This is a genomic window from Natronocella acetinitrilica, from assembly GCF_024170285.1.
GTDB lineage: Bacteria > Pseudomonadota > Gammaproteobacteria > Nitrococcales > Aquisalimonadaceae > Natronocella > Natronocella acetinitrilica.
The window spans coordinates 202,806-216,319 of sequence record NZ_JALJXV010000009.1 but is presented as its reverse complement, the minus strand read 5'-3'; the positions used below and the strand labels follow the sequence as shown (position 1 = coordinate 216,319).

The following is a 13,514-nucleotide window of genomic DNA, read 5'->3' as shown; positions in this document are numbered from 1 at the left end:
GAAGTCATCCTCCAACAGCGCGAAAACCCCGCCATCGTCGGGTGGATTGTCCAGAGAAAAGGTGAATCGCTATACCCGCCGCGGCTTTCTGACCATGCTGGCACTGGCCGTGCCGGGAATGTGGATCGGCATGGAATGGAATGCCCGCCAGGCCCAGGCTGACGTCAGCATGCTCGGCAGCGGCCGACCTGTCATTGTTCAGATCCACGATCCGGGCTGTCCGCATTGCCGCCGACTGCGCAGGAACGTGGAGTCGGTTTATCCGGAATTTCAGGAAGCCATGGAGTGGCGGATCATGGATATCAACACCGGTGACGGGCGCGGCTTTGCCCGCCAGCACGGGGTGTCCCACATGACGCTGCTGCTGTTCGACGGGGACGGAGATATGTACGAGGTCCTGGAGGGCGTGCGGTCCGAGGATGAACTGCGAACGGCGTTCAGGCGCTTGCAGCGGGATGGCTGAGAGTGTCGACGAGACCAGGCTGTAAGCGCCGCAACACGACAACTATCGTTATGCCGATTCGGCCTTAGAACCCCCTTCCCTATTCCTTTTTATTGACTAAGCTATGCGGCCCGAATTGCTGAAGTGTTTCTCCCACGAGGTGAAAGTCATGAAAACACGCGTCCTGTTTGTGGTTGGCGCTCTGCTGATCGCGCTCCCGGGGCTGGTCGGAGCGAGAGACATGCAACCCCTGGTATCGGTGGACTGGCTCGACCAGCACCTTGGCGAAGACAATCTGGTCGTGGTGGACGTGCGCAGCGCCATTGATGGCAGCAGCCAGAGCGACTTCGAGGAGGCCCATATCCCCGGGGCCGTCTACGCAAGCTATACCGAGGCCGGCTGGCGACAGGACAGCGATGGCGTGCCCGGCAAATTGCCCGCCGAGGACGATCTCGCCGAGCTGATCGGCGGCCTTGGTATCGACAATGACACCGACGTCGTCATCGTACCCGCCGGCGTCGGCTCCACCGATTTCGGCAGCGCCGCCCGGGTGTACTGGACTTTCAAGGTGCTCGGTCACGACCGGGTCAGTATTCTGAATGGCGGACACAAGGCCTGGGTCGAGGCCGGCAAGTCCGTGGAAAGTGGCTGGAATGAGCCAGAGCCCCGCAGCTTCGCCGTGAACTTCAGGCCTGAGCTGATTGCCTCATCCGACGACGTGAGCAATGCTCCGAACGCTGGCATACAGCTGGTGGACAACAGGCCCGCCGACCAGTTTCTGGGCCGGGACAAGCATCCGGCCTCCAGAGCTGCCGGCACGATTCCCGGCTCCCTGAACCTGGAGCAGCAGAAGCTCACCCATGAAGGGACCTCGTTCATGGTCGACGAGGAAACCGTGCGACAGCTGATGGAGCAGGCCCAGGTCAATTCCGATCAGCGCTCCATCACCTTCTGCAACACCGGCCACTGGGCAGCCATGGGCTGGTTCGCCATGAGCGAGATTGCCGGACAGACTGATGTCGCCATGTATGACGGCTCCATGGTGGAGTGGTCACAGGACGAGAATCGTCCGCTGCAGACCGAACGCCGTGGCCTCGGTGGGCTCATCGACCGTTTCCTGAATTGATCCGGGGTTATTGATGTCGAGTACAGCGGAATCCCTCGGCACCGGGGCAGCGCCCCCGGATGCCGAGCGTCGCATTGACGGGTTCGTCGTTTCAGCTGCCGTGATCGGTGGCGGCCTGCTGGCTGCGCTGATTGCGCTGGAAACCGCGCCCTACCTGGTGGCCCTGTTCGGTGTTGGCATCATTCTCGGCATCGCGCTGTACCACGGCGCGTTCGGCTTTACCGGCGGCTGGCGGCGCTTCGTCGTGGAAAAACGCAGCGCCGGCATGCGGGCTCAGATCGCCCTGCTGGCACTGGCGTCGATCCTGTTCATCCCCTTGCTCGGAAATGTCTCCCCAGACAGTGCCATGGGCGGGGCGATTGCCCCCGTGGGTGTCTCCCTGGTGGTGGGGTCGTTTCTGTTTGGCATCGGTATGCAGCTGGGAGGCGGATGCGGCTCCGGAACACTCTTCACCGTTGGCGCCGGCAACATCCGCATGGTGCTAACCCTGATCTTCTTCATCGTCGGCAGTGTCATTGGCACGATTCACCTGCCGTGGTGGCTGGAACTCCCGGGCGTCGATCCCATCAGCCTCATCACCCATCTTGGCGTAGCCAACGCTCTTGCCCTGCAACTGCTGGTCTGCGCTGGCCTGGCCTGGTGGTTTGCGCGCATCGAGCGCAGGCATCACGGCACTGTTGAACGGCGTGTATTCGCCGGACCGGACAGGGGCCTTGCCAGCAATCTGGTGAAGGGGCAGTGGCCGATGGTCTGGGCTGTTGTCGTGCTGGCCCTGGGCAACCTGGCAGTGCTTCTGCTCTCGGGACACCCCTGGGGGATCACCTTCGCATTCGGGTTGTGGGGTGCCAAGGTGCTCCAGGGTGTCGGCGTGGACATGAGCCAGTTCGAGTTCTGGACCTGGGACTACCCTGCCCTGGCGCTTGCCGACAGCGTGTTGGTAAACGTCACCTCGGTAACCAATTTCGGACTGTTGGTTGGCGCGATGCTGGCGGCGGGCCTGGCCGGTCGTTTCAACAAGGCCAGTGCCGGGGGCATTCCTTCCCGCAGCCTGCTGGCGGCGGTCGTCGGCGGACTTTTGATGGGCTACGGGGCGCGATTGGGGTTCGGATGCAATATCGGTGCGTTGTTCAGCGGCATCGCGTCAGCCAGCCTGCACGGCTGGGTCTGGTTCGCCGCCGCATGGATCGGGTCGTTAATAGGTATCCGGGCACGCCCCTGGTTCTCCCTGTCCAACCAGTGATGGTGCGCGTATGAAAGAGACAACACGTGTGGTCCATTACAAGCGTTGGCGGGTTGTGGCGGCGCTTCTGGTGATCGGTGGCCTGATTACTGCCGATCACGTCTCCAGCCTGACGTTCAGGATGAACATGGGAGAGGGGGGATTCGAGACCACCCTGACGCAACGTCAGAGCCAGACCAGTGCCTGTGCGCCCTGTGGCGCGCCCTGTCGCTCCGATTCATCACAGAATGACGAGGCACGTTGATCGATTCAGCGCTGCCCCCATACAGGTAAAGCGTCGTGCCCGCCGCCAGGCGACGGGCACGACGGTCATGGTGAAACACGTGGCGAGTCAGGAGCCTTCGCCCTCACCCTCGGCTTCGCCTTCACCTTCGCCTTCACCTTCACCTTCACCTTCGCCCTCTCCTTCGCCCTCTCCTTCGCCCTCTCCTTCTCCTTCTCCCTCTCCCTCTCCTTCGGCTACCGCCTGCACGTAGGAAGTTTCTTCCTGCTCATCGATAACCAGTTCCGCCGCAGTCGCTGTACCCGACGCATACGCTGCCACAATGAGCAACGGAGCGGAGAAGACCAGACCTTTCGACAGTGTCTTGAGCAACGCCTGTCGACCTTTCTCTTTCCTGGACATGTTACCTCCCGTCATACAACGGCAGACACGGAATCGTGATCTGCCTCGTCCGAGTTTCGGTGATCGAGAGCGACGACAGTATTAGTAATTCAACGTAGCGGCAGCGCGACCTGCGGGTGATAAGCTTCTGCCATAACAGGAAATTCACTCGGGAGGTCGCCATGGTTGGCAAGCAGTCGGCGCGGCGCATGTGGTTGGGCGGCAAACGTGAGCCGGAGCAGGATCGCTTCTTCAAGGAGGCCCTGACGGCGAATCGCTGGACCTCTGGAGACGAACAGAACTGGGATACCTGCTGGTATACGGGAATGCCCAAACCCAGCGCATTCGAAAAGCTCACCGACGGCAAGACCATCAACCACATTCCGGGCAACAACGCCCTGACCATCAAGAGCCGCCTGTACCAGACGCTGTCAGCAACACGTCAACGTATCGCCGAGCAGGAGGGAGCGGACAGCCCCAACGCGCGGCGCATGCGGTTCTTCCCCGAGACCTACATCATGCCTGGGGACTATCACGCCCTGATTCGGGACGCACACGCTCACCCGGAACGACGCTATATCCGAAAACCGAAGAACGCGGCGCGTGGCAAGGACATCGCCGTGGTGCAGGACATCGCTACGGTCCCTGTTGGTGATCGCTGGCTGGTGCAGCGTTATCTGGATAACCCGCACACCATCGACGGCCACAAGTATGTTTTACGTCTCTATGTCCTCATCACGTCGGTGGTGCCATTAAGGGTCTATCTGTTTCGAGAAGGGTCCACCAAGCTGGCCTCGGACGTTTTCGATCTCAATGACCTCGCCAATCCTTATGCCCATCTCACCAACCCGGACATCAACGCGACCAACCAGAATTCGACAACGCCGGTGGTGTTCCTGAGCCTTGCCACCTACCGCAAGTGGCTCAAGGAGCAGGGTCATGACGACGATGCCCTGTTCGAGCGCCTCCGTGACCTGGTGACCCTCACGGTGATCTCGGCGCGGGAAGCCATGCTTGAGCGCACCCGGTCCGTGAAGGCCGACACCAGCGGATGCTATGAACTGCTTGGCCTCGACTGTCTGGTGGATGCCAACCTCAACCCATGGATACTGGAGTGCAACCTGAGTCCGTCGCTGGAGGTATGCGCTGCGCCCAAGGATGGCGGTGACGTGGAAGAGAACATGAAGCGCCGACTTGTGGCGGACATGGTCAATCTGGTTGGAATCAACCAGCCATCCCGAACACCGTCAGGCAAGACACCGGAACAGCGCCTGATCAGCGCATCCGAGCAGGAAGCTGCCCGAGCCGGGGACTATCAGCGTATCTATCCGCCTGCCGACGTTGAGCGCTACTTGCCCTACTTTCCACTGCCGCGGGCTGAGGACATGATTCTTGCGGACTGGGCGGCAGGCCGACGACTGGACCGCCCGATACTGCGGGCCCATCGGACGGCGGAGATCATCGGTAGCGATTCCCTCGCGCTCTACGCCGAGGATAGCGGCACGCTCTATACCCCCAATCCGGCCGCCGGCTGGATCTGGCTCAAGGCGACCGACGGTTCGGACCCGGATAACATTACCGATGAATTGCTGGCTGCGAGAGGCAACGCGGGTGCTCCACTGGCCCCGGAGGCAGCCTGGGAACAACGACGCGACACATGGAATCTGCTGGCCGACTGGGCTGCGTCCGGGCTATTGCGCCAGGTTGCTACGGCACACACTACCGTATCGTCGTCACACCACGATTCCGAGAAATCGACTCGCACATCAGCCCGCAAGAGCGTGGACATCGGCGTACGCATTGGCGCATTCACGTCCATCATCACTGTGCCGCAGTTGCTTGCGTCTCGAATCGAGGGCAGTTTCCTGCAGTTGGCGGAGACAGTCACCGGCGATCACGCGGCTCTCCGCGTTGTTGAATCCAGGGTGGGCTACGCGGTGACCACGGACCAGAGCGTTCTCACTTCCGGACTGACATTGGGGGAGCTCGTTCCCGTGCTCTATCGGCTGCTGCTGCGGGACATGGTGGCCACGGCTGACCGGACCTGTATAGGCGGTACGCTTGTTCCCTTGCAGGCTCGCGCAGCCGGGCCGTCCTCGGCACTGCTCGTGGCGGACGGACCGGAATCCATCCAGGACACCCTGGCGGTGACGATGGGCCGATTGATCGGCTACGGTCATTCCGGCGGCTTCTGGCTGCCGGATGACGCATCACCGATTAGTCCCGCCGGGCTGGCCGCGCGCATTCCGGAATCAGCACGGGATGATTTACGGCGGGCGCTACCCCTGGACAGGGATATCGTGTCCCCGTTTCTGCATACCTGGGGAGCGTCGAACCCGTTTCGTCTGGCCCTGCCAAATGACAGCCTGAAAACGCAGCAATTCGACGTTGTCGCAGTCGTCCGTCCGGTGATGGCGCAGGACAGCGACGGTTCGGCAGCGGAGCTTCGACCAACGGCAGTCCAACACGTGGTCGCGGCCTGCCTGCAGTCCAGTCTGGGTCGACAAGGGCGATCTCCGGACACATCCGACATGACGGCGCTGGCGGACTGGCTCGAGGAGCGCCCGATGTTCGATCTGCCGGTACAGGAACTGGGGGATACCGCGACCCGATTGTTCCAATGGCTGCAGGACAGGCGGGCTGTCACGGCCTGATTGGATCGCTCCCGGAAGCAGTCCGGGAGCGGAGCTGTCTCACGCCTTCCAGGCGTGCCCGGAAAAGGCCTCGTCGAGTTCCGGATGGTTCACGTGATTGGCGTAGTTGCTCAGGGTCTTCACAGCCATGGCAAGCACGATCTGCAGGATGTGCTCTTCTTCGAAACCGGCTTTCAGGAAGGCCTGAACCTCGTCCGTGGACGGCTTGCCGCGGGACTGCAACATCACTGCGGTGAAGTTGCTGAGAGCGGCCAGGCGGGCATCTGACAGAGGCTTGCCATCCCGCAGGGCCTGCAGCGCATCAGCCGGCACCTTGGAGACATTCTCGGCAATCATGCTATGCGCCGACACGCAGTATTCGCAGCCGTTCTCGCGGCTGATCGTCAGCAGAACCACTTCCTGCTCCGCCGGGGTAAAGCCGGATTGGCCACGAAAGAACTCGTAACCGTGGATATAGGTACTCAGAACACCCGGCACTTTTGCCATGTGCGCATACATATTGGGCACGAAGCCAAGCTTTGCCTTGGCCCCCTCAAGCAGCGGCCGGGCCTGGGCATCGGCCGTATCAATGGTTTTGGGAGAAGCCTTGATCTTGTATTCAGCGGACATGGTGATCCCTCTGTCAATCAGGATTTAAAACGGAACGGAACGCAACGCCTGCCACGGCGTCATACAGGCAGCCCGGACGTCACGCTAGGAGCACTGTGATGCTATTTGCCGGGAATCCCAATGCGTAGTTCCCGTATTGACGGTGTCCTTCCAAAGGATGAAACTGCGCGACCACTCGAGACGAGGCGTTTTCAGTGCTGACGAGATTCATGATGCGTATTCTGGGGCAGCAGCCGATGAACGAAGAAAATCGCAGACATCGCCCGGATGACCTGCAACTGTTTGTGAAGACGTTCTGCCCGTTCTGCGTGCTGGTACAGAATCGCATGGCGGCACTGGACGTCTACATCCCGGTGAAAAACATTCTGCATGACCCCGCCCACCGGGCCGAGCTGGTTGCGGGCGGAGGACAACAGATGGTTCCCTGCCTCAGAATCGAGTCGGCAGACGGTGAGGTGGAATGGATGTACGAATCCAGGGATATTGCCCGTTATCTGCTGAACCGCTTCGGGGACGCCTAGGGAGACACTGATCTATTCGCGCGTTCGAGCCGGTGGCCGGGCCCTTCCTTGATGCGTTTTCCATAAGACCGGGCCGCTGGTGAGCCGGACGGCCACCGCGTCCCGAACCAGCCGTCCCACGCGGTCATGTCCCAATCCACCGGGACGGCGTCGCAGTGCACTCCGCACAGGGTGGTTCCATACATGGGCTGAACCAGCGGCGGCGATACACTGACCCGGGTTATGAGGCCGCGGCGATCACCGCGAAAATTGGCCATGCCGGCGGAACCGTTATTGACCACCAGGCAGTGGCGGTCATGAATGCGAAAATCCTGCATGTAGGCCACACAGGTATGGGTACAGGCGAAGGCATCGACTTCCGCGTCCGTGAACCAGGTGCCGATGGTGTCGTTGCACTCCCCTGCCGGCGGCATGGCCTCCAGGGCCAGGCCCCAGCCCGCCACCGAGTCGGGGTCGCCATGCAGGATGCCCAGCCGGAGATCGCCCACCCGGGCCCGTAACTGGCAGGGAAGTCTGCGGAGTCTCTCCCGAATGTCCGGCGCACTGGCGGCGACGCCCTGCAAGCGTTCCATGATGCGATTCGATCGCTCCACGACGCCCCCATCGACCCAGTCCGGATAGGCGCAGCCGCACCCTGCTCCGGGCGACGGCTGGGCAATCTCCAGTTCCACATTGCCCTGCATGGCGACATGCTCCAGCACGGTTTCGTTGATGCTGCGGAAGTGCCGCAACTCGGCGTTGAACCAGTTGAAGTCGCCGTTGAACACCAGCGTGGGAACAGCCAATCCGGCGCGGACCTCGGCATCCGCCAGCGCGAGTATGGAGGCCAGTGACAGGTGATTGCCGTACAAACCGCCAACCACGTACAGGGTTTCCGCCTGGACCAACGGTGCCGTCAGCAGCCCCCGCGCATTGGTGCGATAGATCAAGGGACAGGTTCGGCCAGGTGCATCAGCCATGGTTCCGGGCCTCCTCCTTGCGGGGCTTGAGCGCGAGGCCGAAGGACAGGAAGCCAATCGCGAGAATGCACAGGGTCACCACCAGCAGCTTGCTGTAACTTTGTTCAACGCCGGTCAATGCGCCAATCAGGTTCACATAGCCGGACGTCTCGACGAAGTACAACGCCGAGCCGCCGACCGCGGCAAGGAACGTGACGAAGAAACTCCAGGGCTTCACATCACGGCCGCCGAGAATGCAGTAGGCGATCACCGGGGTGAGGAACAGGGACGCGGTTCCGCTCACGGCGACGGCGGCGAACAGATCATCAGTCCCCACGAACACCAGGATCAGGCCGCCCACACAGAACAGCAGCATGGCAATGCGACCATTCCGCGCCGATGGATTCCCCAGTCGCATATCCATGATGGCGAGTTTCGAGGCACTGGAGAACGTTGAATCCATTGTGGAGGCCGCGGACAGCACCAGCGCGACGCCCAGCGCCAGCATCGCCGGCGTGCCGAGCAGGCGATTCAAGGTGGCGATGAGTTCTTCGTCACCGATCCGGTGCAGGCCGGCAAACACGCCGAGCATGCCGAACGCCAGTATGCACAGGGCCGATATCCAGAAGGCATGCAGGAAGCTGCGGCGCGTGGTTGACCGATCGGCGAGGAACCCGCGGTCCATCATGACCGGATCATGCATGGGATAACTCAGGACCTGCAGCAGGGCTACCAGCAGGAGTATCCATCCCGGGCTGACCAGCTCCGGGCTGCTGGCGGCGATTGCCGACACCTCGAACAGGGGGTGGACCACCATCATCGCCGTGAGCACCACCAGCAGAATGGTGAGCAGGGACATCTGCCAGAGATCGGTCCGCAGGGACGCCCGCAACCCGCCGCTCATGGAGTAGGCCAGGGTCACACCGGCAACAGCGAGTATCGAAAGCACGTAGGCGGAAGAGCCGGCAACCCCGAAAACAATCCCCACCACCAGCAGGTTGGCAAACACCTCGGTCAACAGGCGCAGGGAGATCAGCAGGTTGAAACAGGCTGTGCCGGCGCGACCAAAGCGGCTCTGCAGGAATGCCTGGATATTGTCGACCCCGTAGCGAAAACGCAGACGGTCGACAATCAGCCAGCCGGTGAGAAAGGATCCGTAATAGGCGGTGTAGGCGATGGCGCCGGCGATGCCGAAGAAGTAACCCAGGATGCCTGCGTTGAGCAGTGATCGCGCAAAAATCCAGGTGGTGACCTGGGAGAACGTCAGTGTCAGCACGCCGGGAGCGGCCCCTGTGTCCGACCAGCCGCGGAAAAATCCGTCGGCGGTTCGCACCCGGGGCGCGATCACGACGCTGACAACGGCCAGCACCACCAGAATGCCGATCAGGGCAGTTACAGGCATACCTTCCATGCTCTCTCCTCAGGTAAGGTTGACGTTGATCCCTTCGCTACACGAGGCGCTTCGATGCCCCATCTGTTCCCTGCCGCCCGACTTATCGTCTTCGCCAAGGCGCCCGTTCCGGGACGCGTGAAGACACGCCTGCGGCCGGTGCTGGGTGCTGGAGCAGCAAGACTTTACAAACGCCTTTGCCTGTCGGTGCTCGCTGTCGCGGCCGACAGCGGCGCCGCACCACTGGAACTGCACGCTGCGCCCTCCCGCGGCCACCCGTGGCTAAGGGCACGGGCACGAGACCTGAGTGCAAGCCTGCGCGTTCAACGCCCCGGTGATCTGGGCCGGAAAATGGCCAAGGCGCTCGGGCAGGCGCTTGAGGGCGCGCCCATGGCAGTGATCATCGGCGCGGATTGCGGCGGTTTGCGGGCCGACACGATTCGCCGGGCGTTCGAGGTTCTCGACTCGGGCGAGGACATGGTGGTCACACCGGCGGAGGACGGCGGCTATGTGCTCGTCGGGGCGCGGCAAAGAATCAATCCGGCGATCTTCTCGGGTATCGACTGGGGCACCGGACGCGTACTCGCGCAGACGCGACGCAACGCGCGACGTCTCGGCATTGCGCTGGCAGAAATCGACACGAGCTGGGATGTGGATCGGTGGCCGGACGTCCGCCGTTGGCACAGGGAACACGGACGGTCGGCCGGCGGCGATCGCACTCAAAGCAGCCAGTCCCGGTAGGCATCGGTGGACAACACCAGGCGAACCATGTCGGAGCTGTTCCGTGCACCGAGTTTCTCCAGCAGATGAGCCCTGTGGACTTCTACCGTTCTCACACTAACGCCCATATCGTAGGCGATGACCTTGTTCAGCTTGCCTGAGAGGATGCCTTCCATGACCTCGCGCTCGCGGGGTGTCAGCGTGGACAGGCGTTTCTCCACGTCCAGTCTGTCCTCTTGCTGTTCCCGGGCCGTGCGGCTGATTTCCAGTGCGTTGTTCACCTTCTCAAGCAGCAACTCATCATTGAAGGGCTTCTCGATGAAATCCAGTGCACCGGCATTGATGGCCCGCACAGCCATGGGAATATCGCCATGCCCGGAGATGAACACGACCGGCAGGCGGATGTTTCGCTCCCGCAGCGCCTCCTGGAGTTCGAGGCCGTTCATTCCGGGCAGGCGCACGTCCAGAAGCAGACAGCCCACGTGATCCGGTGTGATGTAATCGAGAATCCCGGATGGGGACTCGAAGGCCTGAACATGCAAACCCTCCGCCGTGAGCAGGAAGGTCACCGCCTCGCGCACATCCTGATCGTCATCGACGAGAAAAACACTGTCGCGCATCGCCCTACTCCCTGTTTGTGCGGACCGGCAGCACAATCCGGAATTCCGCGCCAGAATCGCCACTATTCGTTACCGAAATGCCGCCCCCGTGGGCCTCGACAATGGAACGGGCAATGGCCAGGCCGAGCCCCGTGCCGCCGTCACGATGACTCACCAGGGGGTCGAACAGCGTGCTGACATCTGTATCGGGTAGTCCCGGCCCGCTATCGGTGACTGTCACCTGCACCTGATGTTTGCCAGGCACCAGCGCCGTGGTGACGCGGACCCAATGATTCGACCCGGTACCCAGGCCGGTGATCGCCTCCAGGGCGTTCTGCATGAGATTCACCAGCACTTGTTGCAGTTCCAGCCCATCGGCATCCACCAGCGCCCGGGCATCCGTGGTCTGCACCTGCAGGCGAATCTGATGACGCTGGAATTCCGGCTTCATGAATGCGGCCGCGTCGCGTACCAGCGCATTGATGTCACAGAGCGTCCGGTCCTCTTCTCCGGTCTCAAGGAAATGGCGTGTCCGCTTGACGATATCCGAGGCTCGCTGTGTGCCATCGACGATTCGTCGGAGCGGCTCCGCCAGGGCTTCGGGCTCGGCTCGACGATCCAGCATGCGAATGGCGGCTTGGGCATAGCTGTTGACCGCGCATAGCGGCTGGTTCATTTCATGAGCAATGCCCGCGGCCATGGTGCTCATGGCATTCATTCGGCCCACCCGGGCCAGTGTCCGCAGGTGATCCCGAGCCCGTCGCTCGGCTTCCACCCGCTCGTGACGAATGGCCACCAGCAACAGCGCTGTCAGTTGCAGAATGGCAAGTTGCACGAATAGCGAGACCAGGTCCGGGCGCATGTCGGCGGCCTGGGCGAAGGGCCCCTTGCCAAGCACGGTGCAGCCAACCGCTACCATTGCCCCCAGCACCGTGGCCAGGGCAACACCAGCGGGCATGAGCCGAAACGCCAGAAACAGCGCGATCGGGAAGGCTGCGTAGGACATGGGCAGAGCAACATGATCCGGCAAACCGCCGGCGTAAACCAGATAGGTCACTGCAGGCACGACACTGATCAAGCCGGCAGCCCGAACAGTCCGCATGAGCCGCAGCGGCTGGCGCGGATACAAGCTGATCAGCACCGGCGCGAACAGCACCACGCCCATGGTATCCGCCAGCCAGCACAATCCCAGGGTCTCGGCAAAGGCGGATGTCACGCCCACCATGGCCAGGGTACCGGTCAGCCCGCTGACGAACGCACTGACCAGGGCGCCGACCAGCAACAGCAGGAGCACATCCTTGACCCGCTCCAGCCGGAAATCGAAATCCAGCCGATGCAGAATCCAGGCACCAGCCATCGCACCGGCCGCGGCGCCCGCACTGAGGATTACCGCCATCCAGAAGTCGGCGCCAAATCCGGTGTGGGCAATCGTGCCCGCGACCATCAGCGTGAACCCGATTGAGTAACCAAAGCGGTACACCATCGCCAGGCCGATACCGGTGGCCGGCCAGAGCAACGGCACCGGCGGTTCATCCAGCATGAACTGGCTGGCCCAGGTGGTGAGCAACAGATAGAGAACCAGCGTCGCCACATGCGGAAGCGAGACCCGCAACACCGGCGGTAGCTCCAGACTCACAGGCTGTCGGGTTACGGTGGCCATGGCTTTGCCTCCGGCTTCTCGCGGACTAGTCCAGCGCGCCGCCGCAACTGGAGCCCTGCCCCGCTGTGCAACCGAAACAGTGATCGGCAACGGCAATGGGCATGCCATCAACCCTGGCGGCAGACAGATCCCGGATATGCGTCCCGGTCACCGAGCCACCACCCAGCGGCATGTGCAGCATCTGGTTGAAGTCGCAATCGTAGACATAGCCTCTCCAGTCCACGGAGATCAGCGACCGGCACATCACCGCGTCCAGATTCTCGTCGCGGTGTGCATCCCGGAGCAGCTGCATGTAGCTGCCATACTTGCCCTCCTTCGCCAGGGTCTTGGCAAAGCGGTTGATGGGCATGTTGGCGATGGTGAACAGGCGTGTGAAGCGGATGCCGAACTCCGAGCCCAGATGCTCGCGGTATGCCGATTCCAGTTCAACCTGAGAAGGCGGGAGACTCGCGCCCAGGGGGTTGTACACCAGGGTCAGTTCCAGATCGCTGCCTTCGGCACCGTAACCCAGTGCATTGAGGCGCTTGAGCCCTGCGATGCTGTCCTCGAAGACGCCGTCGCCACGCTGGGAATTAACGTTGTCTTCCATGTAGCACGGCAATGAGGCCACCACCTGTACCTTGTGGCGGGCGAGAAACTCCGCCAGATCCTCGTATCCGGGCTGCTCCAGTATGGTCAGGTTACAGCGATCGGTCACCGAGACGCCCATGGCGGTTGCCGCCTCGACGAAATAACGAAAATGGGGGTTCATCTCGGGTGCGCCACCGGTGAGATCCAGTGCGCCGATGGAGCTATCGCGCATGAACGCCAGCAACTCGTCCACAGTCTCCCGTTCCATGACTTCCTTGCGGTTCGGCCCGGCATTCACGTGACAGTGAAAGCAGGTCTGGTTGCAGACGTAGCCCAGATTCACCTGCAGCGTGTTCAGCCGGCCCCGCGATATGGCGGGAAAGTCTCCGTAGTTCGGTACGAGTTCGGTAACGGCCATTGTCTCTCCTTCGATCAATCTGA

General features: G+C 62.0%; 14 protein-coding genes. 7 read left to right on the top strand and 7 right to left on the bottom strand.

Going from position 1 to position 13,514, the window contains the following annotated elements; genetic code table 11:
- Positions 1–46: 46 nt before the first annotated feature.
- The 4 genes from J2T57_RS18175 to J2T57_RS18160 all read left to right on the top strand — a co-directional run bounded on the left by J2T57_RS18175 (position 47) and on the right by J2T57_RS18160 (position 3,052).
- Positions 47–463: a thioredoxin family protein gene (locus J2T57_RS18175; RefSeq protein ID WP_253482896.1), complete on the top strand. Its 417-nt coding sequence runs from the start codon at positions 47–49 to the stop codon at positions 461–463.
- A 148-nt stretch (positions 464–611) separates the two neighbouring features.
- Positions 612–1,568 (top strand): sulfurtransferase, encoded by a 957-nt coding sequence (locus J2T57_RS18170; RefSeq protein ID WP_253482893.1) that lies wholly within the window; start codon positions 612–614, stop codon positions 1,566–1,568.
- Positions 1,569–1,581: 13 nt separating this feature from the next.
- Complete coding sequence (locus J2T57_RS18165; protein WP_253482890.1) at positions 1,582–2,808, top strand: YeeE/YedE family protein; 1,227 nt, start codon at positions 1,582–1,584, stop codon at positions 2,806–2,808.
- A gap of 10 nt (positions 2,809–2,818) precedes the next feature.
- A complete protein-coding gene (locus J2T57_RS18160) occupies positions 2,819–3,052 on the top strand; it encodes a hypothetical protein (RefSeq protein ID WP_253482886.1) in 234 nt (77 codons plus the stop codon).
- Positions 3,053–3,139: 87 nt separating this feature from the next.
- On the opposite strand, the gene J2T57_RS18155 is transcribed toward J2T57_RS18160, so the two are convergent.
- Positions 3,140–3,433 (bottom strand): hypothetical protein, encoded by a 294-nt coding sequence (locus tag J2T57_RS18155; RefSeq protein WP_253482883.1) that lies wholly within the window; start codon positions 3,431–3,433, stop codon positions 3,140–3,142.
- Positions 3,434–3,594: 161 nt separating this feature from the next.
- Here J2T57_RS18155 and J2T57_RS18150 point away from each other — a divergent pair, with 161 nt between their 5' ends.
- Complete coding sequence (locus J2T57_RS18150; RefSeq protein ID WP_253482880.1) at positions 3,595–6,066, top strand: tubulin--tyrosine ligase family protein; 2,472 nt, start codon at positions 3,595–3,597, stop codon at positions 6,064–6,066.
- A gap of 39 nt (positions 6,067–6,105) precedes the next feature.
- On the opposite strand, the gene J2T57_RS18145 is transcribed toward J2T57_RS18150, so the two are convergent.
- The gene (locus tag J2T57_RS18145) at positions 6,106–6,675 is read right to left on the bottom strand and encodes a carboxymuconolactone decarboxylase family protein (RefSeq protein WP_253482877.1); all 570 of its coding nucleotides are present in this window, start codon (positions 6,673–6,675) and stop codon (positions 6,106–6,108) included.
- 194 nt (positions 6,676–6,869) lie between these two features.
- Here J2T57_RS18145 and J2T57_RS18140 point away from each other — a divergent pair, with 194 nt between their 5' ends.
- The gene (locus J2T57_RS18140) at positions 6,870–7,196 is read left to right on the top strand and encodes a glutaredoxin family protein (RefSeq protein WP_253482863.1); all 327 of its coding nucleotides are present in this window, start codon (positions 6,870–6,872) and stop codon (positions 7,194–7,196) included.
- On the opposite strand, the gene J2T57_RS18135 is transcribed toward J2T57_RS18140, so the two are convergent.
- Entirely contained in the window at positions 7,193–8,155 is a 963-nt protein-coding gene (locus tag J2T57_RS18135) for a metallophosphoesterase (protein WP_253482860.1), read from the bottom strand. The two genes, J2T57_RS18140 and J2T57_RS18135, sit on opposite strands and share 4 nt — an antisense overlap.
- On the bottom strand, positions 8,148–9,545 hold the full coding sequence (locus tag J2T57_RS18130; protein ID WP_253482857.1) for an SLC5/6 family protein: 1,398 nt from the start codon (positions 9,543–9,545) through the stop codon (positions 8,148–8,150). The genes J2T57_RS18135 and J2T57_RS18130 overlap by 8 nt, the downstream gene beginning before the upstream one ends.
- Positions 9,546–9,599: 54 nt before the next feature.
- Here J2T57_RS18130 and J2T57_RS18125 point away from each other — a divergent pair, with 54 nt between their 5' ends.
- A complete protein-coding gene (locus J2T57_RS18125) occupies positions 9,600–10,265 on the top strand; it encodes a TIGR04282 family arsenosugar biosynthesis glycosyltransferase (RefSeq protein ID WP_253482854.1) in 666 nt (221 codons plus the stop codon).
- Here the strand turns inward: J2T57_RS18125 and J2T57_RS18120 are convergent.
- From J2T57_RS18120 to arsS, 3 genes are read right to left on the bottom strand one after another with little or no spacing between them, the layout of a single operon-like run.
- The gene (locus J2T57_RS18120; protein ID WP_253482834.1) at positions 10,244–10,864 is read right to left on the bottom strand and encodes a response regulator transcription factor; all 621 of its coding nucleotides are present in this window, start codon (positions 10,862–10,864) and stop codon (positions 10,244–10,246) included. The two genes, J2T57_RS18125 and J2T57_RS18120, sit on opposite strands and share 22 nt — an antisense overlap.
- 4 nt (positions 10,865–10,868) lie before the next feature.
- Positions 10,869–12,503 (bottom strand): ATP-binding protein, encoded by a 1,635-nt coding sequence (locus J2T57_RS18115; protein WP_253482830.1) that lies wholly within the window; start codon positions 12,501–12,503, stop codon positions 10,869–10,871.
- Between the two features lie 25 nt (positions 12,504–12,528).
- Complete coding sequence (arsS, locus tag J2T57_RS18110) at positions 12,529–13,491, bottom strand: arsenosugar biosynthesis radical SAM (seleno)protein ArsS (protein ID WP_253482814.1); 963 nt, start codon at positions 13,489–13,491, stop codon at positions 12,529–12,531.
- Between the last annotated feature and the right edge of the window lie 23 nt (positions 13,492–13,514).

Bases quoted from the DNA above. Each gene is read 5' to 3' on its own strand.
- J2T57_RS18170 (WP_253482893.1), top strand. From the start codon at position 612: ATGAAAACACGCGTCCTGTTTGTGGTTGGCGCTCTGCTGATCGCGCTC.
- J2T57_RS18165 (WP_253482890.1), top strand. From the start codon at position 1,582: ATGTCGAGTACAGCGGAATCCCTCGGCACCGGGGCAGCGCCCCCGGAT.
- J2T57_RS18160 (WP_253482886.1), top strand. From the start codon at position 2,819: ATGAAAGAGACAACACGTGTGGTCCATTACAAGCGTTGGCGGGTTGTG.
- J2T57_RS18155 (WP_253482883.1), bottom strand. From the start codon at position 3,433: ATGTCCAGGAAAGAGAAAGGTCGACAGGCGTTGCTCAAGACACTGTCG.
- J2T57_RS18150 (WP_253482880.1), top strand. From the start codon at position 3,595: ATGGTTGGCAAGCAGTCGGCGCGGCGCATGTGGTTGGGCGGCAAACGT.
- J2T57_RS18145 (WP_253482877.1), bottom strand. From the start codon at position 6,675: ATGTCCGCTGAATACAAGATCAAGGCTTCTCCCAAAACCATTGATACG.
- J2T57_RS18135 (WP_253482860.1), bottom strand. From the start codon at position 8,155: ATGGCTGATGCACCTGGCCGAACCTGTCCCTTGATCTATCGCACCAAT.
- J2T57_RS18130 (WP_253482857.1), bottom strand. From the start codon at position 9,545: ATGGAAGGTATGCCTGTAACTGCCCTGATCGGCATTCTGGTGGTGCTG.
- J2T57_RS18125 (WP_253482854.1), top strand. From the start codon at position 9,600: ATGCCCCATCTGTTCCCTGCCGCCCGACTTATCGTCTTCGCCAAGGCG.
- J2T57_RS18120 (WP_253482834.1), bottom strand. From the start codon at position 10,864: ATGCGCGACAGTGTTTTTCTCGTCGATGACGATCAGGATGTGCGCGAG.
- J2T57_RS18115 (WP_253482830.1), bottom strand. From the start codon at position 12,503: ATGGCCACCGTAACCCGACAGCCTGTGAGTCTGGAGCTACCGCCGGTG.
- arsS (WP_253482814.1), bottom strand. From the start codon at position 13,491: ATGGCCGTTACCGAACTCGTACCGAACTACGGAGACTTTCCCGCCATA.